The organism is Cupriavidus sp. SHE, assembly GCF_000812445.1.
Lineage (GTDB): Bacteria > Pseudomonadota > Gammaproteobacteria > Burkholderiales > Burkholderiaceae > Cupriavidus > Cupriavidus metallidurans.
Map to the genome: position 1 here is coordinate 24,710 of NZ_JWMB01000031.1, position 22,580 is coordinate 47,289.

Here is a 22,580-nt window from a genome sequence, read left to right on the forward strand (position 1 = left end):
GCGACCCAAAACAAAAGGCCGGCATCTGCCGGCCTTTTTGCCATCTCAATCTCGATCAGACTGCCGCTTCGTCCTGCTCGCCGGTACGAATGCGGATCACGCGTTCGATCTCGGTCACGAAGATCTTGCCGTCACCGATCTTGCCGGTGTGGGCGGCCTTGACGATGGCGTCGAGCACCGTGTCGAGCTGGTTCTCAGCCACGACCACTTCGATCTTGATCTTCGGGAGGAAGTCGACCACGTACTCGGCTCCGCGATAGAGCTCGGTGTGGCCCTTCTGACGGCCAAAACCCTTGACTTCGGTCACCGTCAACCCCGTCACGCCGACGTCGGCCATTGCCTCACGCACTTCGTCGAGCTTGAACGGTTTGATGATGGCGGTAATCTGCTTCATGGCTGGCCTCTGTCTCTAAATATGTCGGAAGATGAAGGATTCTAGCCCGAAACACCACATGACGATTGCGATCAGACCCACATTGCCCGCGATCGCACCCGATTTCTCCCGATTCAATCCGGGATCCGCGCCAGATCCCGCATCCACACCACCGACTCGCCATCGCTCGGCGCGCGCCAGTCGCCGCGCGGGGAGAGCGAGCCGCCCGAGCCGACCTTGGGCGCGTTCGGAATACAGGAGCGCTTGAACTGGCTGGTGCGGAAGAAGCGGTCGACAAAGATACCGAGGACGCGCTTGATTTCGGGCAGTTGATAGACGTTGCGGGCCACATGAGGCCCGTTCGGCCACGTTCCGCGCGCCGCGTCACCCCAGGCATGAAGCGCCAGGAATGCCACCTTCGACGGCGTGAACCCGAAGCGCAGCGTGTAATACAGGTTGAAATCCTGCAACTCGTACGGCCCGATAATCTGCTCGGTCTTCTGCTCGGGTGCCTTGTCCTGCCCGGCGGCGGTTGACCCGCTGGGCACCAGTTCCGGGCTGATGTCGGTGGCCAGCACCGCCAGCAGCACATCCTGGCCGCCCTCGGCCACCTGCCCGGTCTCGGCCACCCAGCGCACCAGGTGGCTGATCAGCGTCTTGGGCACACTGGCGTTCACGTTGTAGTGCGACATGTGGTCGCCCACGCCGTAGGTACACCAGCCCAGCGCCAGCTCGCTGAGATCGCCGGTGCCGATCACGATCGCATGGTTGTGATTCGCCAGCCGGAACAGATGGTTGGTGCGTTCACCGGCCTGCACGTTCTCGAACGTGACGTCGTAGACTGGTTCGCCGCGCGAATACGGATGATCCAGATCCGCGAGCATTGCCAGGCAACTTGGCCGGATATCGATCTCGCGCGCCGTGCAGCCCACCAGTTTCATCAATTCGCGCGCCTGCTGCAGCGTGCGGTCGCTCGTGGCAAAGCCCGGCATCGTATAGGCCAGGATGTTCGAGCGGGGCAGGCCGAGCCGGTCCATCGCCTTGGCGCACACCAGCAGGGCATGCGTGGAATCGAGCCCGCCCGAGACGCCGATCACCACCTTCGATATCTTGCTCGACGACAGCCGCTGCACCAGCGCCTGCACCTGGATGTTGTAGACCTCCATGCAGCGCTCGTCGCGCTGGCGCGGGTCCGACGGCACATACGGGAAGCGCGCCACCTTGCGCTGCAGCGGCATGGCCTGCGTGGACGGCACGTCGATGTGGAACGACACAGTGTCGAAGCGTTCCACTTCTTCGCGGTGGCGGCGCACGGACTGGCCAAACGACGTCTGGTGCATCCGCTCGCGCGACAACCGCTCGAGGTCGACATCGGCGAACAGCAGGTGAGAGCTGTCGGCAAACCGCTCCGATTCGCCCAGCAGTTCACCGTTTTCATAGATCAGCGCCTGGCCATCCCAGGCCAGATCGGTCGTCGATTCGCCCTTGCCGGCGGACGTGTACAGGTACGCGGCCAGGCAGCGTGCCGACTGCTGCGACACGAGCTGATGGCGATACCCCGACTTGCCAATCACGATATTCGATGCCGACAGGTTCACGAGCACGGTGGCGCCGGCCAGCGCGGCAAACGACGACGGGGGAATCGGCACCCAGACGTCCTCGCAGATCTCCGCATGGAAGCGGAAGAAAGGAATGCTCTCGATCTCGAACAGCAGATCGGCGCCGAACGGCACCTCCGTGCCAAGCAGCGAGACCAGCGGCGTGGCCGCGCAGTCAGCGGAGCTGAACTGGCGTGCCTCATAGAATTCCCAGTAGTTGGGCAGATAGGTCTTGGGCACCACGCCCTGAATCTTGCCGCCCGCCACAACCACCGCGCAGTTGAACAGCTGGTGCTCCACCAGTACCGGCAGGCCGACGATCAGCGCCGCGTTGATCCCGGCCGACGCCTCCACGATCCGTTGCAGCGCCAGTTCGCATTCGCGCAGCAGCGCCCGCTGGTGAAACAGGTCATCGCACGTGTAAGCCGACAGGCCCAGTTCCGGAAACGCCACCAACACGGCGCCGCCGTCAGCCGCCTGGCGCGCCAGCAGGATCGTCTGCTCGGCATTGAAGGCCGGATCGGCCACGCGGCACTCGGGCACGCCCACGGCCACGCGCGCGAAGCCGTGGGAATAGAGGTTGAAGAACGGGTGAGTCATGGATGGCCCAGGATTGGGGGGCTGAGGATGCCTGCATTCTACGACGCACACGCGGCGCGTGCTGCCCCGCATCCTGCGCCGCAGCATCGTTTCCGGTAGACTCGACCAGCATCTGGCCGTGGACAACCTGCCCTCCCCCGCCCTCCCCAGTATTCATGAGCGAATCGCGCCTCAGCCCCAACTACCGCACGGAAATCGTGCAGGACCTTGCCGACATCGACGCCAACGACTGGGATGCGCTGCTCGCCGCGCAGGCCGAGCCCACGCCGTTCCTGCGCCACGCGTTCCTGCAAGCGCTGCATGCCAGCGGCAGCGCCACGGACGATACCGGGTGGTCGCCGCGCTTCCTGGCGCTGTGGGTGCCCGACGGCAAGGAGCCGGGCCGGGACCGGCTGGCCGCAGCAATGCCGCTCTACGCCAAATCCCATTCCTACGGCGAGTACGTATTCGACTGGGCCTGGGCCGATGCCTACCGCCAGCACGGCATCCCCTACTACCCGAAATGGCTGGCCGCGATTCCGTTCACACCGGTGCGTGGCGCGCGGCTGCTGGCCGAGGATGAACTGTCGCGCCGGGTGCTGCTGCGCTTCGCGCTGGCGCTGGCCCAGGAGAGCGAGCTCTCGTCGCTCCACGTGCTGTTTCCGTCGGACCATGAAGCCGACCTGATGGACGAGGCCGGGATGATGATGCGCCACGGCGTGCAGTTCCACTGGACCAATCCGGGCTACGAGAACTTTGACGCGTTCCTGGCCACGCTATCGCAGAAGAAGCGCAAGAACATCCGCGCCGAGCGCCGTCGCGTGACGGAGGCCGGCATCACGTTCCGCCATCTGCGCGGGGCCGACATCGACGACGATGCGTGGAAGCTGTTCAACCGCTGCTATCGCCAGACCTACCGCGATCACCACTCCACGCCCTACCTGAACCTCGATTTCTTCCGCCGCATCGGCGCGGCGATGCCCGAGCACCTGCTGCTGGTGATCGCCGAGCGCGAAGGCCGCGACATCGCCAGTTCACTGCTGGTCTACGATGCCGATCCGGCGGTCAGCACGCTGTACGGCCGCTACTGGGGCGCGCTGGAACACCATCCCTGCCTGCATTTCGAGACTGCCTACTACCAGCCACTGGAGTTCTGCATCCGCGAAGGCATCGGCACGTTCGAAGGCGGCGCGCAGGGCGAACACAAGATGGCGCGCGGCTTCCTGCCAGTGGCCACGCGCTCCGCGCACTGGCTGGCGCACCCGTCGTTCGCCGACGCAGTCGAGCGCTTCCTGGAGCGGGAGCGTCAGGGGATCGATGCCTATATGGACGAGTTGAACGAGCGGAATCCGTTCGCGGGCGCGCGCGAGTAGCGCGCGTAGCGAGTCATCCCCCGGCAACAAAAAAACCCGCCAGATGGCGGGTTTTTCGATAACGCGGCAGACAGCGAATTACTTCTTGAAGTTCGCCACGCCGTCGCTGATTTCCTTGTGGGCTTCTTCGATGCCAGCCCAGCCTTCCACCTTGACCCACTTGCCGGCTTCGAGTGCCTTGTAGTTCTCGAAGAAGTGCTTGATCTGGTCGAGCGTATTTTGCGGCACATCCGACAGGCCCTTCATGTGGGCGGTAGCCGGGCACAGCTTGTCCATGGGGATGGCCACGAGCTTGGCGTCCACGCCCGACTCGTCGGTCATCTTCAGCATGCCCAGTGCACGGCAGCGCACAACGGCGCCGGCCAGGATCGGGAACGGGGTGATGACCAGCACATCCACCGGGTCGCCGTCGCCCGACAGCGTTTGCGGGATGAAGCCGTAGTTGGCCGGGTAGCGCATGCCGGTGCCGATGAAGCGGTCCACGAACAGCAGGCCGGTCTCCTTGTCGGCCTCGTACTTCACGGGATCGCTCTGGGCCGAGATCTCGATGATGACGTTGAAATCGTTGGGAAGGTCCTTGCCCGGGGAGACGAGGTTGAAGCTCATGAGAGTTCTCCGAATGCCTGTGTGTTGGGATGGCCGGCATTATAGCGGTTTGCTTCTTACCTCTGGCTGACATCCGGGTGCCTTGCACGCCCCGCGCGGTGCGCGATAATGCGGCATTCCCGAATTCAGCAATGGCTCCATAAAGGAGCCCCTGGAGACCCCGCATGCACGCCCAGCATTTTGTCGCCAACCGCCTGATCGCCCCGGACTCCGGCCTGCGCATCAAGGTGTTCGACCCGTCCAGCGGCCAACCCTTCGCCGAGATTGCCCGCGGTAACGCCACGGACGTCAACGTGGCCGTCCACGCGGCCCGCCGGGCGTTCGACGGCGCCTGGGGCGCGATGTCCCCTGCCGACCGCGTGCGTCTGCTGAACCGCGTGGCGCTCACCTTGATCGAGCATGAGGATGAACTGGCCGCGCTGGAAGCACGCGACACCGGCAAGCCGCTGCGCCAGGCCCGTGCCGACGCACGGGCGGTGGCACGCTACTTCGAGTTCTACGCGGGCGCGGCAGACAAGCTGCATGGTCAGACGATCCCCTATCAGGCCGGCTATACCGTCCTGACCGTGCGCGAGCCGCATGGCGTAACCGGCCACATCATCCCGTGGAACTACCCGCTGCAGATCTTCGGCCGCAGCGTAGGCGCGGCGCTGGCCGCCGGCAACGCGTGCGTGGTCAAGCCGGCCGAGGATGCCTGCCTGTCGCTGCTGCGCGTGGCCGAACTGGCCGCCGAGGCCGGCCTGCCCGAAGGCGCCCTGAACATCGTCACCGGTTACGGCCACGAGGCGGGCGCGGCACTGGCCCGCCACCCCGACATCAACCATATTTCGTTTACGGGATCGCCCGAAACCGGCAAGCTCGTATCCCAGCTCGCGGCCGAAAACCACGTGCCGGTGACGCTGGAACTCGGCGGCAAGTCGCCGCAAATCGTCTTTGCCGATGCCGACCTCGACGCGCTGCTGCCCGTGGTGGTCAACGGCATCGTGCAGAATGCGGGCCAGACCTGCTCGGCGGGCAGCCGCCTGCTGGTGGAACGGCCGGTCTACGAAGAGTTGCTCGACCGCGTCGCCAGCGTCTTCGAATCGCTGCGCGTGGGCCCCTCGGAACTCGATCTCGAATGCGGCCCGCTGATCAGCCGCAAGCAGCAGCAGCGTGTCTGGGACTTCGTCTCCGACGCGCAGCACGCCGGCATCTCCGTGATGGCGCAGGGCCAGATCGTGGCGGAGGCGCCTGAGTCCGGCTACTACCAGGTGCCGATGCTGTTCCGCGACGTGCCGGCCACGCACCGGCTGGCGCAGGAGGAAGTCTTCGGCCCGCTGCTGGCGGCCATGCCGTTCGATACCGAGGACGAGGCCCTGCAACTGGCCAACGGCACCGCGTACGGCCTCGTGGCCGGGGTCTGGACGCGCGACGGCGGGCGGCAGTTGCGCCTGGCGCGCAAGCTGCGCGCGGGCCAGGTATTCATCAACAACTATGGCGCCGGCGGCGGCGTCGAGCTGCCGTTCGGCGGCACCGGCCAGTCAGGCTACGGCCGCGAGAAGGGCTTCGAGGCCCTGTACGGATTCACCACTCTGAAAACCATTGCCATTCAACATGGGTAACATCAATTTCCTGTCGGTCGCGTTCGCCATCTTCTTTTTCTGGATGGCCTGGCACGTGAGAAACAAGCGCGCCACGAACCCGTCCGGCATGCCGCGCCTGCAAGTCTTCAAACGCAAATGGGGCGAGTCGCTGGGGGATCGCATCCACTGGTGCCTTTACGTCGCCCTGCCCTTCCTGCTGGCCATCATGATGGTCGGCAATGCATTGCGGGGTAAAGGCCCCTTCCACTGAGCATCCATAGCTGGACGGTTACCAGGCGCGGCATGCACCGCGTCCGGACCACAATCACAGGAGACAAACGATGGCCAGACTGTCTGGAAAGGTAGCGGTAGTCACGGGTGGTGGTTCGGGCTTTGGCGAGGGCATCGCGCACACGTTCGCGCGCGAAGGCGCCAGCGTGATGGTGGCCGACCTGAACCTGGAAGCCGCCGAGCGTGTAGCGGCGGCCATCCGCGAGGCAGGAGGCCAGGCGCGCGCGGTGCGTGCCGACGTGTCGCAGGGCGATGACGTGGCCGCGATGCGCGATGCGACGCTGGCCGCGTTCGGCGACGTCCACTGCGTGGTCAACAACGCCGGCACAACCCATCGCAACAAGCCGATCCTGGAAGTCGCCGAAGCCGAGTTCGATCGCGTCTACGCGGTCAACGTCAAGAGCATCTACTGGTCCGCGCATCACTTCATCCCGCATTTCCGCAAGCGCGGCGGCGGCAATTTCGTCAACGTGGCCTCCACCGCCGGCATTCGCCCCCGCCCCGGGCTGGTCTGGTACAACGGCAGCAAGGGCGCCGTCATCGTCGCCAGCAAGGCCATGGCCGCCGAACTTGGCCCCGACAATATCCGCGTCAACTGCGTCAACCCCGTCATTGGCGCCACCGGCCTGCTCGAACAGTTCATGGGCCTGCCTGACACCCCCGAGAACCGCGCGAAGTTCCTGGCCACGATCCCGATGGGTCGCATGTCCACACCGCAGGATGTGGCCAACGCCTGCCTGTACCTGGCATCAGACGAAGCCGCGTTCATCACCGGCACCTGCATCGAAGTCGATGGAGGACGCTGCGTCTGATCCACACCCCCGATTCACATCCGATGTGAATCCGAGTCGCCCCAGATTCGTTTTTCCAACCCAGCGGTAACGTCGTATCCCAAAGCAAAACCCGAAAGAGGAGACAGCAATGACAACGACCGCAGTCAGTTCCGGCGCGCAAGACGCCGGCTTCGAGGACGCCACCTACCGCAAGGTGAGCTGGCGCCTGGTGCCCTTCCTGTTGCTCTGTTACGTGGTGGCCTATCTGGACCGCGTCAACGTGGGCTTCGCGAAGCTGCAGATGCTCAACGACCTCCAGTTCAGCGAGACGATCTACGGCCTCGGCGCGGGCATCTTCTTCATCGGCTACTTCATCTTCGAAGTGCCGAGCAATGTGATCCTGCACAAGGTGGGTGCGCGCATCTGGATCGCGCGGATCATGATCACCTGGGGCCTGATCTCGGCGGCGATGATGTTCGTCACCACGCCAATGATGTTCTACGTGCTGCGCTTTCTGCTTGGCGTGGCGGAAGCGGGCTTCTTCCCCGGCATCATCCTGTACCTGACCTACTGGTACCCGGCCAGCCGGCGCGGACGCACGACCACGTACTTCATGACGGCCATCGCGCTGTCCGGCGTGATCGGTGGCCCGCTGTCCGGGTGGCTGATGCAATCGTTCGACGGCCACAACGGCTGGTCGGGATGGCAATGGATGTTCCTGGTCGAAGGCATCCCGTCGATCCTGGTGGGCCTGTGGGTGCTGGCGTATCTCGACGACCGCATCACCCACGCCAAGTGGCTGACCGATGACGAGAAGGCGCTGCTCCAGCGGAATATCGCCAACGAGGACCAGCACAAGGAAGACCCGCCCGTGGCCCAGGTGCTGTCGAGCCCGCGCGTGTGGCTGATGAGCGCGATCTACTTCAGCTTCGTGATGGGCCTGTATGGCGTGAGCTTCTGGCTGCCGACGATCATCAAGCAGACCGGCGTGAAGGGCGCGCTCGACGTGGGACTGCTTACCGCAATCCCCTACGGGTGCGCGGTGATCGGGATGATCCTGTTCGCGCGCAGCGCCGACCGTCGCGGCGAGCGGCGCTGGCATATCGCGATTCCGGCGCTGGCCGGCGCGGTGGGTCTGGTGCTGTCGGTGCAATGGCACAGCGATACGACCATGGCGATGGTGGCCCTGACAATCGCCACGATCGGCATCCTGACCACGCTGCCACTGTTCTGGAGCCTGCCGACGTCCTTCCTGGCCGGAACCGGCGCCGCCGCGGGCATCGCGCTGATCAACTCCCTTGGAAATCTGGCTGGCTTCCTGAGTCCCTACGCGGTGGGCTGGCTCAAGGACATGACGCAAAGTACCGACTCAGGCATGTACCTGCTGGCGGTCTGCATGGTGGTAGGCGCTGCGCTGACGCTGTCGGTGCCGGCGCGGATGGTGAATCAGAAGAAGGATTGAGGGATCGAAGGTTTGGGTTGAAGCGCCGCTCTCCCGTAGAACGGGAGAGCGGCGCCGGCCGAAGCGAACGGCTTAGGACTCGCCCAGCATCTGCGCCACCGACCCGGCCGCTCCAGCGGCCTTCTCGCCGATCAGCTGCCGCAGCGTGCGCAGCAATTCATCCTCGTTGAACGGCTTGCCCAGGTACACGTTCACGCCAATCTCCGCAGCATAGCGACGGTGCTTCTCCGCAGTGCGCGACGTGATCATCACCAGCGGCATCTGGCTCGTGCGGCTGTCGGCGCGAACATTGCGCGTCAGGTCGAAACCGTCCATGTTCGGCATCTCGATGTCGACGAGCATCGCATCGGGCATCACCTCCTGCAGCTGACGCAGCGCGTCGACGCCGTCGCGGGCCAGCACCACCTGGTAGCCGGCACGCGTCAGCAGCCGCTGGCTGGCCTTGCGCACGGTCAGCGAGTCGTCCACCACCATGACGGTCGGCTGCGTGATCAGACCCGCCACCGGCACCGCTTCGCCATTTCCTGCAAATTCGGCCACCGCGCCCATCGTCTCCGGCGCCCGCAGGTGTACCGGCGCGGACGGCGCCACGCCGCCACGCTCGCGCATCCACCGCTGTGCCAGCACCACGGGGTTGTAGATCAGCACGATCTCGCCATCGCCCAGCGTGGTTGCACCGGCAATGCCTTCCAGGCGAGCCAGATGCGGGCCGATGTGCTTCACCACCACTTCGCGGTTACCGATCACTTCGTCCACGTGCACGGCCACGCGCTCGGCGCCCGACCGTACCACTACCACCGGCGAGTACTTGCGGCCCGACGCCATCGGCGCGGTTTCCTCCAGCAGCGCACCGAAGTAGTAGAACGGCGCATCCGCGCCCGCAGGACCAAAGCGACGGGCGTTGTAGGCGTCCAGCAGCGGCTTTTCGCGCAGCTGGTGCACCTGGTCGATCATGCCGCTCGGGATCGCGTACAGACGTCCACCCAGCGAGACCAACAGCACCTGCGTGATAGCCGTGGTCAGCGGCAGATGCACCGTGAAACTGGTACCCCGTCCGACTTCCGTCGAGAGCGTGATACGGCCACCCAGCGCCACCGTCTCCGATCGCACCACGTCCATGCCAACGCCCCGGCCCGCGAGTTCGGACACCGCATCGGCCGTCGAGAAGCCCGGCGCGAAGATCATCTCGGTCAGGCGTGCGTCGTTGGCATCCTCGTCATGCGCCAGCAGGTGCCGCGCTACCGCCCGTTGACGAATGCGAGCAAGGTCAAGGCCGCCACCGTCGTCGAAGAACGTCAGCACAACCTCGTTGCCTTCCTGCTGCACTTCCAGCGTCAGCGCGCCCGTGGCCGACTTGCCGGCGGCACGGCGCGCGTCGGCCGGCTCGATGCCATGCACCACGGCATTGCGGATCAGGTGTTCGATCGGGCCAGCCATGCGGTCCAGCACCGAGCGGTCGATTTCCACCGTGCCGCCCTTGATCAGCAGGCGCACTTCCTTGCCAGTCTCGGTCGCGGACTGCCGCGCCACGCGGTAGAGACGCTCGGCCAGCGCATCGAACTGCACCATGCGAGCCTGCATCAGCCCGCGCTGCAAGCCACGCGTGAGTCGCGCCTGCGCGGCCAGGTCGCCCGAGGCGCGGTCGAAGCCGCGCTGCAAGTTCTGCTCCACGGTCGCCACGTCGTTCACCGACTCGGCCATCATCCGCGTCAGTTCCTGGAAGCGCGTGAAGCGGTCGAATTCGAGTGGGTCGAATTCCTGGTTGTGCTGCGCGTCGGCGATGCGCGACGCCATCTGCGTCTCGGCCTGGATTTCGATCTCGCGAAGCTGCATCCGCAGACGCGCGACGTTATCGTTCAGTTCGCCGAGGTAGCTGCGCAGCGCCAGCAGTTCGCTATCCAGACGGGCGCGCGTTGCACCCACTTCACCCGCATCGTTGATCAGCGTATCGAGCGCGCGGGCCTGCACCCGCACCAGCGCGCGCTGGCGATCGGCATCGGTCGGCAGGTTCGCCGGCACCGGCATCGCCTGCGGCGCGGCCGGTAGCAGATCTTGTGCGGGCTGCTGTGTCACGTCCACCGACACCACCGATGTAACGGGCACAGCCGGCACGGCGGATTCGGGCTCCGCCGCAATCAGACCGTTGACTACATCGGCATCGTCCACCGGCAGCAGGCGGCCGCTCTGCAACGCGTCCACGTGCGCGAGGATGCGGTCGTACCAGGCATAGAGGCGGCCGAATAACTCCGGCGCCATGCGCTGGCCACGCACGCTCGCTTCGAGCAGCGTTTCCATTTCGTGCGCGGCCTGACCCAGTGCCATCGCGCCAGCCATGCGCGCGCTGCCCTTCAGCGTGTGCAGCCCGCGCAGGATCAGCCCGCCGTGCTGGGTATCGGCAGGTGCGGATTCCCAGGTGCGCAACATCTTGCCGAGGTCGGGCAGGCTGCCTTGTGCTTCCTCGAGGAAGATTTCCACCAGCGCGGGATCGAGTGACGAGGCGTCGGTCGACAAGTCGACCTGCGGTGCGTCAAGTACGTCAGGAACGTCCAGCGATACGTGCGCGACGGCTGCCGACTCATGGCGCGGCGTCGGCAACGAAATCACCACCGCATCATGCACCGGCGTCTCGGCGTCGGCCGGACCGACTGACGTCAGCGTTGGCGCCGAGACCGGCGGGAGCGATGTGATCGGCGTCAGCTTGACCGGCGGAAGGTTCGTCACCGCGTGCGGCTCGGGCAATTCCCGCAGATCGGCATCATCGGTATCTTCAGCAGGCTGCGACTGACCGAACAATCGGGCGACCGAGCCCTCCTGTCCCGACACATCGGCCTCCGGCACCGCTGCGCGCGGGCGCATCAGCGCTCGCTCGCCAAAGTCGTTCAGGTCGCGGACGACCGCGGCATCGGCATCAGGCCAGATGCCCGCAGCGAACTGGTGCAGCATGCCGCGCAACCGTTCGACGGCCTGCTCCAGCAAGCGGAAATCGCCCGGATGCATCGCAACCGGATGCCGGCCCAGCAACAGCAGAAGCTGCTCCAGCGCCTCGGCAATCTCGCGCACCGGCTCCAGGCCCACCGTCGACGCGCTGCCCTGCAGCGTGTGAGCCACACGCAGCGCAAGCTCGCTCGGACAAGGATGTTCCTCGTGCTTCCACTCAGACAGATCGGTCGCGAACTGGCGCAGCAGATCGTCGGCTTCCTGCAGGTAGACGTTGTAGAGCGGCAGTCCGATCCGAACCGGGCCAATCACCTTGTAGTTGTCGTCGTCGCTGGCGAGTCCGCCGGACAGGCGGAACTGCAGCACGTTGTCCTCGGCCGGGGCTTCCTCCGCAGCCGCGTCGGGCTGCGCCGCCGACAGCGCGAGCAGCGCATCGAGCGGGTCCAGCAGCGCGGTTGCCTCAACGGCAGCGGGAGCGTGGGCCGGCGCCGAGTCTGGATCGCGCACGCGCTGCGCGGCGGCAACGAGTCCGGCGATGTCACGTACCGTCGACGGGTCCTGCTGCAACGCCTGCGCCCATTCGCGCAGCAGATCGTGCGCCTGATGCAGCAGCGCGAGCAGTTCGGGCTGCGGCTCGCGTGCTTCGGCGATCCACAGATTCATGACCTGTTCGATGGCCCATGCGGCTTCGCCGTAGCGGCTCAGGCCAACCATGCGGCTGGAACCCTTGAGCGTATGGAAGCCGCGACGCACGCGGCTCAGCACATCGGCATCGCGCAGTCCATCGAGCCCGCCCTGCACGTCGGCGGCGATACTCCCGAGCACCTCTTCGGCCTCGGAGAGGAAAATCTCAAGCAGCTCGGCGTCGATCGCTTCGGCATCCACCGGCATTGGCGCGACGGCCGGTGCCGCGGTTGCTGCCGATGCGGCTGCCGTCGCCGGCAACGGATCGGCCAGCGCCACGATCATACGTTCGGCCGCCGAATCGCTGCCGGCCAGCCATGCATGGAGTTGCGTGGTGGCTTCGCTGGCCTGACGCCGCAGCGCCGCATCGTCGTCGATGGCGGCCTGATCGGAGACCGCCTGCAACGCGCCGCGCAGGCGCTGGATCTCTGGCGAGTCGGAGCCTGCCGCCACGCGGATCGCGTCCATGGCCGCGCCACGCGCCACCGCGAGCACGCCCTGCGGCGCCGGATCGCGATGCTGCAGGTCCGCGTAGATGTCGTCTTCAGTGACTTCGGCCTTGGCCCGTCCGAACTCCAGCAGATCGGCAAAGGCATGTACCGCACCAAGCTCGGCGGCGATATCGGACAGCATCGCGATGCGCGACGCTTCCTCGACGGTTCCGGGCAGGACTTCCAGCCAGCGCAGCACAGTCCGCACCGCTGCCAGCGCCGTCTCCGCCGCTTCGTCGATGCCATCCCGCATCGCCGCGCTGACGTACACGCGTTCGAGCGTGGCAAGCAGGGATTCGAATGCCTGTCTGGCATCGGCCAGCGCTTCGCTGGCGTCAGGACGCGCCGCGTTGCGATCGTACGTATCGAGCCATGATTCGCCGCTATCGAGCTGCGCGCGCAACTGAGCCACCGCTTCCGCACGCAGCGCCTGGGCACTGGCGGCCTCGACCATCCCGGCGAGCCAGGCGGGTGCCTGGGCATCGGGATCGGCCAGGCAGACAGCCAGCGCGTCGCAGCGCTGCGCGAATTCCTGTGCCGATGCGTGACCTGACTTGCCATGCACACGCCACGGCATCGCCAGCGCCTGCGACAGAAACAGCGCCACGCCAGCACGGCCCAGCGCGTCGTTCGGCGGACGGCGGCCTGCATGAGCGGCCACCGCTGTCAGGCATTGCTCCAGAGCCGGTTGAGCAAGCGGCAGCGCCGCTTCGGCGAGCGAGGCCAGCGCCAGTTCCCAGCCGGCCTGATCCTCGCCTGCCGCACGCTCGATCGACCGCGCGGCCTGCTGCAGATTGCGGGTGTCGATGGCATCGAGCCAGCCGTAGTAGCGCTGGCGGAAGTCGGCACGCGCCACCACATGCGCCGGGTCGACACGATATGCCTGCAGGCTGCGGGCGATATCGGCGCGCAGCACCTGCACGGCAACTTGCACGGCGGGCGTCGCGATGTCGACGGACTCATCGGCGGCCAGCCCGGTGCTGACCAGGAAGAAAATCGCATCGTTCAACAGCGCCTGCGGCACGCGCACCTGTCCTTGCAGGTACTGGCGCACCAGCAGATGCGTGCGCGCGGCGAAACGTTTGGCCAGCAGGTCGGACGGCAGCAGACCATGAGCGAGGCCGCGGAACACCATGGCCAGCGTATGCCAGATACCGCGGTCAGGCGTGTCGGTGGCGCGGCGCGCCTCCTGCTCCTGGTTGCGCACATCGTCGAGCGCCAGTTGCAGCGGCAGCCAGGCCTCGCGCAGCATGGACGTGTCCGGGCACGGCGCGGGCAGGCGCAGCGCGCGCAGCAAGGCAGCCTCGAAGCGCTGGCGCGCCCGGGTGACAGCCGATGCCGAAAGCGTAGGCAGCACGATACCCGGCAGCATCTGCAGCTCGTCGAGCCACAGGTCTGCCGGATGCACGCGCTCTTCCTTCATCAGGTTCAGCGCGGTGGCATAGGGCTGGTACAGGCGCAGCGGGTCTTCGGCGTCGCCAGCCATCAGGTCGTCGACGTACTCGGCCAGCGCCTGCACGCCGGTGCGGAACACCGCGAGCGTTTCCTGGCTGGCGGGCACCGTGCCGGCGTCGATGGCCTCGAGCAGGCGGCGCAATGCCTGGCAATAGGCATCCACGCCGCGCAGCCCGACGATATGCACCGCGCCTGCGGCCTGATGCAGTTGCTGGCCGGCCAGCCGCAGCGAAGTGGTATCGCGCGCGCCCAGCGCCTCCGGCGTCTGCTGGATCTCGTCCACGTAGTGGCCGAGTTCGATGGCGGCATCGTCGAGCGCGGTACGCAGGCTTGGCGCGAGCCAGGCCAGCACCGACAGGTCGCGCTGCGGCGCGGCGGGTGCCTCCGCCGCCGGAATGGGAGCAGGCTCCGGCGTGGATGACAGTTGCGCCGCGGCCGTCTCGGCCACTTCGCTCGACAGGATGGTATTGAAAGACATGACCAGTTCCGTTGCGCCCTTGCGGGCGGCCGTCAGGCGATCTTGAACCGCGATACCGAGTTACGCAGCTCTTCGGTCAGTGCGGTCAGCTGGCGCACCGACGCGGCGGTCTGGCGCGTGCCGGCGGTGGTCTGCGCGGTCACCTGCAGGATGCCGTCGATGTGGCGGGCCACGTTGGTGGCCAGGCCTGCTTCGTGCGATGTGGTCTGCGAGATCTGTTCGATCAGCTCGGCGAGCTGGCGCGACACGCGACCGATCTCGACCAGTGCGGCACCCGCGTTATCGGACAGGCGCGCGCCCTCGACCACGCCCTGCGTGCTCTGCTCCATGGCGTGCACGGCGTCCTGGGTGTCGGTCTGAATCGTGCGGATCAGCGCGCCGATCTGCTTGGTTGCCTCGCCAGAACGCTCGGCCAGACGCTGCACTTCTTCCGCCACCACCGAGAAGCCGCGGCCGGCTTCGCCTGCGGAAGCCGCCTGGATGGCGGCGTTCAGTGCCAGCACGTTGGTCTGTTCGGTAATGTCCGAGATCAGCTCGACGATTTCACCGATCTCCTGCGACGATTCGCCCAGACGCTTGATCCGCTTGGACGTTTCCTGGATCTGCTCGCGAATGCCGTTCATGCCCGCGATCGCGTTCTGCACGGCGTGCTGCCCCTGCTCGGCTGCGGCCAGCGATGCGCGTGCCACGTTGGCCGACTCGGCCGCACCGCGTGAAACCTGCGTGATGCGGTCCGCCATCTCCACCACGGATTCGCCGGTCTGACGAATCTGGCGCGACTGCTGCTCGGTCGTGGTGGCCAGTTGCACCGAGGTTTCCTGCACCTGCGTCGAGGCGTGCTGCACGTCCCCGGCGGTCTGCTGCACGCGGCCCACCAGTTCCTTCAGTTCTTCCACCGTGTAGTTCACCGAGTCGGCAATGGCGCCGGTAATGTCCTCGGTCACGGTGGCCTGGCGCGTCAAGTCACCGTCAGCGATGTCCTGCAGCTCGTTCATCAGCTGCAGAATAGCCTTCTGGGTGGCATCGTTATTGCGCTTTTCATCGAGTCGGCGCGCTTCGGCTTCGTGCTCGCGCGCCTCGGCTTCGAGCGCCCGGACGCGCGAATCGCGCAGGTAGAGGGCCGCGAGACCGGCCAGGCACAGCAGCGTGGCCAGCGCGGAGATAACCATCGCGCCCAGTGTCCAGGGGCGGAAGCGCGCATCTTGCGCATAGGCCGACTGCAACGCCGACAACTCGCCGCGCAGGGCTTCGTTGTCGTTGAAGATCTGCTGCTGGGCGCGCTTGGCGGCGATCAGGCCAGGCAGGTTCTGCAGAATCGTCTGCGTGGTCTTCTGCACCGCGTCGAAGCGCTGCGAAAGTTGCTGCAGGTAGCTGCGCGTCTCGGCATCGTGCGCGGCGGTCAGGCGCAGCGCTTCGGAGCCGTTGATCAGGCCGTCGAGTGTTTCGCGGAACGTGTTGGTGTCCTTGCCAAGCAGGAACGCGGTTTCAGGGTTGACGCCTTCGCCCGAGAGGAACTCGTTGAGGTTCTTGCCCAGACGCTGCGTCAGCATCACCAGCTGAGCGGAAGCCGCCACCTCACGGGTGTTGGCGCCCGACTGGAGCTTGATGGCCGCCACCTGTTCAGCGGCTTCGAGCAGTTCGGGGTTCGACGCGTTGAAGATCTGCAGCGTCTGGCCGATCGTCGTCAGAATGGCCTGCTGGGCGAGCACGTCGGCGGCGCTCTTCTCGGAACGCTTCCAAGAACCCATCGCCTTTTCCAGCAGCGGCTCGCCCGGCCCGCTCGTGGCCCGCACATGCTTCTCGTCGCTGCCGTTCTGCAGCGCCAGCATGTCGGTGGTCAACTGCTCTTTCGACTCGCGCAGCTGCTTGAACGCCTGGGCGTTGCCGAGCAGCGCCACGGGCACCGCCTTACCGAGACGCTGCGAGTGCATCAGCATGTCGCCGGTCACCTCGATCTGCGCCGCGCCGTTGCTGGCCTGCCGGTTATCAAGGTACACGGAGGCGAGCAACGCCGACAGCGACACCACCACGCCCACGGTCAGCGCGCGCTGCTGCGCCGAGAACGGCATCCGCGTCAGCCAGCCCGACATCATCTCGACAGGGGTCTGGCCAAGGCCGCCCTGCTGTCTGGCCGCGCCGGCCGCCGCAAACGCGGCGCCACCCGGCGCCGCCACTTCTGCGGCAGCGCCCGCGGCTGCGGTGCGGCGACCCAGGCCGATCTTCTTGATACCCATAGCAACCCTCTGTTCGTTCGTTATTATGAAACCGCTTCAGAATGATTCCGGCGTCGTTGCGGGGCCTTGCCATACCACTTGTACGGTCTGCGGCCCCGCGCCTGGCCAGAACCGCTGCGCTTCATTCCGAAACGGCTTCATTTCCAGATTCCGCTGATCAAGCCACGGTACGGCCGGCCTGCAGAAACGCAGGCGATGCCAGCAACTGCCCGATATCGAGCACCTGCCAGCCACGCCCCTCCCTGTCCGCGAAGCGCAAGCCCTGCCAGCCTTCGGGTTCCTCACCCTGAGCCGGCGTCAGATCCGCCGCATGGCGCAGGCCCAGCACGCGCGTGGCGATGATGCCGCACGCACGTTCGACGTGACGCGACAGGACGACGATCTTGCTGCCCGGCTGTACCGGCGTGGGGCCGTCGCCACAGAACATGGCGAAATCGATCACGCCCAGCAGGTTGCCGCGCGCGTTGACCAGGCCGCGATACCAGGGCTGCGTCAGCGGCACGCCGGCGGGCTGGCGCATTTCGATCACCTCGCCGGTTTCCAGCAACGGCAGCAGCCAGTTGCGCTGGCCCACCACCACACCCAGGTAGCTATCGACGGCCGGCAGGTTGCGCGCGTCGCGCAGACGCCGGGCCAGCATGGCCTGGTAATCCTGCAGGCGGGTCTGGCGGGCACGAAGGTCTTGGCGCGGCGCGTTCATGATGGGGATACCGGTAGGTGAAACCTTGGGGCAGTGGTGCCGGAGCGCGCTGCCCGCTTGCTGATGGGCTGGCTGGCTCAGTTCGCCAGCGCGGCGATCTTCGACAGCAGTTCCTCGCTGTCCACCGGCTTGACGACATAGTCCGACGCGCCCTGGCGCATGCCCCAGATCCGATCGGTTTCCAGGCCCTTGCTGGTGCACATGATCACGGGGATGTCCTTGAAGCGGTCGTCGCGCTTGATCGCGCGCGTGGCTTGGTAGCCGTTCTGGCCCGGCATCACCACGTCCATCAGGATCAGGTCGAAAGCGTCCGCCTCGAGCCGGGCCATGGCCTGGTCGCTGTTGCCGGCCACGGAAACCTTGAAGCCCTTCTTGCCGAGCAGGTCGGACATGAACAGGGCTTCGGTGGGCGAATCGTCGACGATAAGGATTTTGCTGATGGTCATTGTCTTGTTCCTGGATGCTTCGGGCGGCCGGTTGTCAGGCCGCCACGGCCGCACCCTCATCGGCCACGCAACCCGTCAGGCAGGACTGGACGGCCTGCAGCAGGGCTTCGCGGGAAAAGGGCTTGGCGAGATGGTTATGCGCGCCGACGAGCTTGCCGCGCGAACGGTCGAACACGCCGTCGCGAGACGACAGCATGATCACGGGAATGGCGTGGAAGCGTGGGCTCTTCTTGATGAGAGAGCAGGTCTGGTAGCCGTCCAGACGGGGCATCAGGATGTCGCAGAAGATGACGTCCGGGCGCAGGTCGCCAACCTTGGCGAGCGCCTCGAATCCGTCCTCGGCCAGCATGACCTGATAGCCAGCGTTCGTCAGGAAGATTTCCGCCGTGCGGCGGATGGTGCTGGAGTCGTCGATGACAAGGATCTTGCCCGACACCCCGCGGCCCGACACCGCAGATGCCTCGTCGGCGCCGGCATCGGCATCGGCACCGATTCTGACCCCGTCGACAGACTTGCTGTCTATTTCTGTTTGCGTGACCCGCATGTTGTTCCCGCGACCGACTGCCCGCAGAGAAGCACGGACGCCGGCATTCACTTGAGAACTCCCGCACGGCATCACCCATGGCGTGCCGGCGGCCCCCGATTTCAACTTTCCCAATCAACAAACCCGGCTACCCGGCCGGTCCGGCGGTGCGTTCTGACTGCTCGCACCTGCCTTGCTGGAAGCCGCCTTGACCTGGCGGCTCCTTTTATTCTTGTAGCTGCATACCGCCGCGCTCAGCCTGCGTGCGCAGGCCGGACCGGGGTGCAGTTTTGCCGCAAAGTGTGACAATTCATAGTTAGGCCGTCAATCCGGGGCTTCCGGCCCGGCCTGTCGAACTGTCTCTTTCCCGCGACGGGAAACAGTTACGGCGAATGGCTTCAGATCGCCACCATCTCGAAATCTTCCTTGCGCGCACCGCATTCCGGACAGGTCCAGTTAATGGGCACGTCTTCCCATTTGGTACCCGGGGCGATGCCGTCTTCCGGCGCGCCAGCGGCTTCGTCGTAAATCCAGCCGCAGATCAGGCACATCCAAGTCTTGTATTCCATATGCAGGCTCTTGCCAGTCTCCATTAAAATCAAGCGCAGATGGTACCGAATCAGCGCCGATGACGCCACCCATGCCCCGGCGCGTTCACACCAGTTTCGTTTGCGTTCGCGCATGTTAGCGTGCAGATGCCGCCCGAACGGCACGCAATTCACCCGATTTGCTCATATTTTGAGCATTTCGAAGCCGACGCGGCCCCCGGCCGGACGCATGTTTTTCCTCCTGAATCCTTTTCAGCCAGATTCCCATGTCCCGTAACCAGCAGCTTTTCGATCGCGCCCAGCAGACCATTCCCGGCGGCGTCAACTCGCCCGTCCGCGCCTTCCGTTCGGTGGGCGGCACGCCGCGCTTTATCACCCGCGCCGAGGGTGCCTATATGTGGGACGCCGACGGCCAGCGCTATATCGACTACATCGGCTCCTGGGGCCCGATGATCGTCGGCCACGCGCATCCGGACGTGGTGCGCGCCGTGCAGGAGACCGCCACCCAGAGCTTCTCGTTCGGCGCGCCGACCGAAGCCGAAATCGACATGGCCGAGGAAATCTGCAAGCTCGTGCCATCGATCGAGCAGGTGCGCCTGGTGTCGTCGGGCACCGAAGCCACCATGAGCGCGCTGCGCCTGGCACGCGGCTTCACCGGCCGCGACCTGATCATCAAGTTCGAGGGCTGCTACCACGGCCATGCCGACAGCCTGCTGGTCAAGGCCGGCTCGGGCCTGCTGACGTTTGCCGACACCACGCAGAACGCGCCGTCGTCGGCGGGCGTGCCGGCTGATGTCACGCGGCACACGATGGTGCTGGAGTACAACAACGTCACCCAGCTCGAGGAAGCGTTCGCTTGCCACAAGGGCGAGATCGCCGCCGTGATCGTGGAGCCGGTGGCCGGCAACATGAACCTGGTGCGCGCCAGCGAGGCATTCCTGACCGCCATGCGCAACCTGTGCAGCGAGCACGGCAGTGTGCTGATCTTCGACGAGGTGATGACGGGCTTCCGCGTGGCGCTTGGCGGCGCGCAGGCGCACTACGGCATCAAGCCGGACATGACCTGCCTGGGCAAGGTGATCGGCGGCGGAATGCCGGCGGCAGCGTTCGGCGGCCGACGCGACATCATGGCCAAGCTGGCGCCGCTCGGTGGCGTCTATCAGGCCGGCACGCTGTCCGGCAACCCGCTGGCCGTGGCCGCCGGCCTGACCACGCTGCGCCTGATCCAGGCCCCGGGCTTCTACGACCGACTGGCCACGCAGACGCGCAAGCTGGCCGACGGCCTGACCAAGGCCGCCCGTGAGGCTGGCGTGCCGTTCTGCGCGGACGCGATCGGCGGCATGTTCGGCATCTACTTCACCAACGAGGTGCCCGGCAGCTTCGCCGAGGTGACCAAGGCCGACGTGGGCCGCTTCAACCGCTTCTTCCATGCAATGCTGGCCGAAGGCGTCTACCTGGCGCCGTCGGCCTTCGAGGCCGGCTTCGTCTCGGCCAAGCATGACGATGCGATCATCGAGGCGACGGTGGCTGCCGCCGCCAAGGCCTTCAAGGCTGGCTGACCGCCCCGCCCACGATATCCATCGCATCGAACATCGCCGCGAGCTGGTTTGCCAGTTCCGGCGATGCGCGGGTCATCGGCGCGCGCAGTTCGTCGCGCAACCAGCCCTGACGCGCCAGCAGCGCCTTGATCGGCCCCGGGTTCGGCTCCGCGAACAGTGTCTGGATCAGCGGCATCAATGCGTAGAACAAGCGGCGCGCCTCGTCCAGCCGCCCCTCGGACACAGCGCGCCAGATCGCCACGAACCGCTCCGGATGGAAGTGCGCGCAAGCGATGATCGCGCCCTGCCCGCCCAACGCCAGCGTGCCGAGAAGCTGGTGATCCTCTCCCGCCAACACCGCCAGCCTGCCATCGGCGATCAGCGCCTGCGTGTTAAGGGCATTGCCGCCGCAATCCTTGATCGCGCCGATATTGCCGTGATCAGCCAGCGTTAGCAGCGTTTCCAGCGTCAGCGTCGTGCCGGTTCGGTACGGAATGTCATAGAGCACCAGCGGGGCCCGCGAGGCATCTGCCAGGCGGCGGAAGTAGTCGCGCAATCCGTCCTGCGACGGACGGATGTAGTACGGCGCCGGGGCCAGCACGCCCGCCAGCGGCCGTTCGTTGCAGCGGCCCAGGCGTGCCAGCACATGACCCAGATGATTGCCGGCCAGACCCATGATCACCGGTAGCCCGTTGGCGCATTCGAGCACCGTATCGAGCACGGCCAGTTGTTCAGGCTCCTCCAGCGCGGCCGCTTCGCCGGTGCTGCCACATACGACGAAACCGGCGATGCCGGTGACGCTGAAGTGGCCAACCAGACGCTGCAAGGCATCGAAATCGACTTCGCCACGGTGAAAAGGGGTCACGAGCGGCAGCCAGATGCCGCGAAAACCAGGATGGGACTGCGTGTTCTGCATGAAAGGACTCCGGATCGACCGATTCGGAAACCGTCAGAGCGCGACGCGGCAGGACACGGGGAATGCAAACGCGGGCAGATCGCCCCTTCGACCGGTGCTGTTCCGTCGCCCATCTGACGGAACAGTGCGCTCCGGTCAGACGAGCGACTGTTTTTTGGCTTTGGCGCGCGCGGCCTGACCCGCGCCCTGGAGGGCGATGCGAGTCGTGGAGGCATTGGATACGCGCGGCATGGGGGAGAATCTAGCTGGCACCGCGGGCGTGGTCAAGTGCCCGGATACCGATCCAGCACCCAGCCCGCTCGCCGTAGGGTGGCGCCTTGACAGCTTTTGACAATGTACGGCAACCACCCTGCGCTACACTTCAACGTTATCGACCCCTGACATCTGCCGGAGCCCTAGATGCGCGCTGCCACTTCCACCGCCCTGTTCCGCTGGCTGGCGATCGCCATGCTGGCAAGCCTGCTCTCCGCCTGCGGCTACAACGACTTCCAGGCCAAGGACGAAGCCGTCAAGGCGGCATGGGGCGAGGTCATCAACCAGTACCAGCGCCGCGCCGACCTGATTCCGAACCTGGTCGCCACGGTCAAGGGCTACGCCACACACGAACGCGAGACGCTCGAGGCCGTCACCAAGGCACGTGCCGATGCCACCAGCATCAAGGTCACGCCCGAGACCCTCAACGATCCCGAGGCTTTCGCGCGGTTCCAGCAGGCCCAGGGGCAACTGACCAGCGCGCTGTCGCGCTTGCTGGCCGTTTCCGAGAACTACCCGCAACTGAAGGCCGACGCCTCGTTCCGCGACCTGCAATCGCAACTCGAAGGCACCGAGAACCGTATCACGGTGGCACGCCAGCGCTACATCGCAGCCGTGCAGGATTACAACGTGCTGGCACGCAGCTTCCCGACCAACCTCACGGCGATGGTCTTCAAGTACCCGGTCAAGCCGTCGTTCACCGTGGAGAACGAGAAGTCCATCTCCACGCCTCCCGCCGTGAAATTCTGATACCGCGACCA

The 22,580-nt window shown here is 65.9% G+C and carries 17 protein-coding genes; 7 read left to right on the forward strand and 10 right to left on the reverse strand.

Going from position 1 to position 22,580, the window contains the following annotated elements; translation table 11 throughout:
- Nucleotides 1–55: 55 nt before the first annotated feature.
- Together glnK and RN01_RS16840 are read right to left on the reverse strand one after the other, a co-directional pair.
- A complete protein-coding gene (glnK, locus tag RN01_RS16835) occupies nt 56–394 on the reverse strand; it encodes a P-II family nitrogen regulator (protein WP_008643594.1) in 339 nt (112 codons plus the stop codon).
- 113 nt (nt 395–507) lie between these two features.
- Nucleotides 508–2,571: an NAD(+) synthase gene (locus tag RN01_RS16840; RefSeq protein ID WP_017513219.1), complete on the reverse strand. Its 2,064-nt coding sequence runs from the start codon at nt 2,569–2,571 to the stop codon at nt 508–510.
- A gap of 155 nt (nt 2,572–2,726) precedes the next feature.
- Between RN01_RS16840 and RN01_RS16845 the strand changes: the two genes are divergently transcribed.
- Entirely contained in the window at nt 2,727–3,923 is a 1,197-nt protein-coding gene (locus RN01_RS16845; RefSeq protein WP_017513220.1) for a GNAT family N-acetyltransferase, read from the forward strand.
- 78 nt (nt 3,924–4,001) lie between these two features.
- Here RN01_RS16845 and ppa read toward each other — a convergent pair whose 3' ends face one another.
- Nucleotides 4,002–4,529, reverse strand: a complete 528-nt coding sequence (gene ppa, locus RN01_RS16850; protein ID WP_024570732.1) for an inorganic diphosphatase — start codon at nt 4,527–4,529, stop codon at nt 4,002–4,004.
- 164 nt (nt 4,530–4,693) lie between these two features.
- Here ppa and RN01_RS16855 point away from each other — a divergent pair, with 164 nt between their 5' ends.
- From RN01_RS16855 to RN01_RS16870, 4 genes are all read left to right on the forward strand, one after another.
- A complete protein-coding gene (locus RN01_RS16855) occupies nt 4,694–6,130 on the forward strand; it encodes an aldehyde dehydrogenase family protein (RefSeq protein ID WP_017512162.1) in 1,437 nt (478 codons plus the stop codon).
- Nucleotides 6,123–6,362, forward strand: a complete 240-nt coding sequence (locus RN01_RS16860) for a hypothetical protein (RefSeq protein ID WP_008643588.1) — start codon at nt 6,123–6,125, stop codon at nt 6,360–6,362. Before RN01_RS16855 ends, RN01_RS16860 begins: the two co-directional genes overlap by 8 nt.
- Nucleotides 6,363–6,432: 70 nt before the next feature.
- Nucleotides 6,433–7,194: an SDR family oxidoreductase gene (locus RN01_RS16865; RefSeq protein WP_017512161.1), complete on the forward strand. Its 762-nt coding sequence runs from the start codon at nt 6,433–6,435 to the stop codon at nt 7,192–7,194.
- 109 nt (nt 7,195–7,303) lie between these two features.
- Nucleotides 7,304–8,617, forward strand: coding sequence for an MFS transporter (locus tag RN01_RS16870; RefSeq protein WP_017512160.1), 1,314 nt, complete (start codon nt 7,304–7,306; stop codon nt 8,615–8,617).
- A gap of 72 nt (nt 8,618–8,689) precedes the next feature.
- Here the strand turns inward: RN01_RS16870 and RN01_RS16875 are convergent, their stop codons facing one another.
- The 6 genes from RN01_RS16875 to RN01_RS16900 form a co-directional block, all read right to left on the reverse strand.
- Nucleotides 8,690–14,662 (reverse strand): Hpt domain-containing protein, encoded by a 5,973-nt coding sequence (locus RN01_RS16875; RefSeq protein ID WP_017512159.1) that lies wholly within the window; start codon nt 14,660–14,662, stop codon nt 8,690–8,692.
- Nucleotides 14,663–14,694: 32 nt separating this feature from the next.
- Nucleotides 14,695–16,896 carry a methyl-accepting chemotaxis protein gene (locus RN01_RS16880; RefSeq protein ID WP_011515528.1) on the reverse strand — a complete coding sequence of 734 codons (2,202 nt, stop codon included), beginning with the start codon at nt 16,894–16,896 and terminating at the stop codon, nt 14,695–14,697.
- A 157-nt stretch (nt 16,897–17,053) separates the two neighbouring features.
- A complete protein-coding gene (locus RN01_RS16885; RefSeq protein WP_024570733.1) occupies nt 17,054–17,596 on the reverse strand; it encodes a chemotaxis protein CheW in 543 nt (180 codons plus the stop codon).
- 77 nt (nt 17,597–17,673) lie between these two features.
- Nucleotides 17,674–18,042 (reverse strand): PleD family two-component system response regulator, encoded by a 369-nt coding sequence (locus RN01_RS16890; RefSeq protein ID WP_008644878.1) that lies wholly within the window; start codon nt 18,040–18,042, stop codon nt 17,674–17,676.
- A gap of 34 nt (nt 18,043–18,076) precedes the next feature.
- Entirely contained in the window at nt 18,077–18,586 is a 510-nt protein-coding gene (locus tag RN01_RS16895; protein WP_017513529.1) for a response regulator, read from the reverse strand.
- Between the two features lie 377 nt (nt 18,587–18,963).
- Entirely contained in the window at nt 18,964–19,134 is a 171-nt protein-coding gene (locus RN01_RS16900; RefSeq protein ID WP_008644874.1) for a rubredoxin, read from the reverse strand.
- Between the two features lie 245 nt (nt 19,135–19,379).
- Here RN01_RS16900 and hemL point away from each other — a divergent pair, with 245 nt between their 5' ends.
- Nucleotides 19,380–20,672, forward strand: coding sequence for a glutamate-1-semialdehyde 2,1-aminomutase (gene hemL, locus RN01_RS16905; RefSeq protein ID WP_017513530.1), 1,293 nt, complete (start codon nt 19,380–19,382; stop codon nt 20,670–20,672).
- Here hemL and dapA read toward each other — a convergent pair.
- Nucleotides 20,659–21,567: a 4-hydroxy-tetrahydrodipicolinate synthase gene (gene dapA, locus RN01_RS16910; protein WP_017513531.1), complete on the reverse strand. Its 909-nt coding sequence runs from the start codon at nt 21,565–21,567 to the stop codon at nt 20,659–20,661. The two genes, hemL and dapA, sit on opposite strands and share 14 nt — an antisense overlap.
- Nucleotides 21,568–21,966: 399 nt before the next feature.
- Here dapA and RN01_RS16915 point away from each other — a divergent pair, with 399 nt between their 5' ends.
- Nucleotides 21,967–22,569 (forward strand): LemA family protein, encoded by a 603-nt coding sequence (locus RN01_RS16915; protein ID WP_017513532.1) that lies wholly within the window; start codon nt 21,967–21,969, stop codon nt 22,567–22,569.
- The last annotated feature ends 11 nt before the right edge of the window (nt 22,570–22,580 follow it).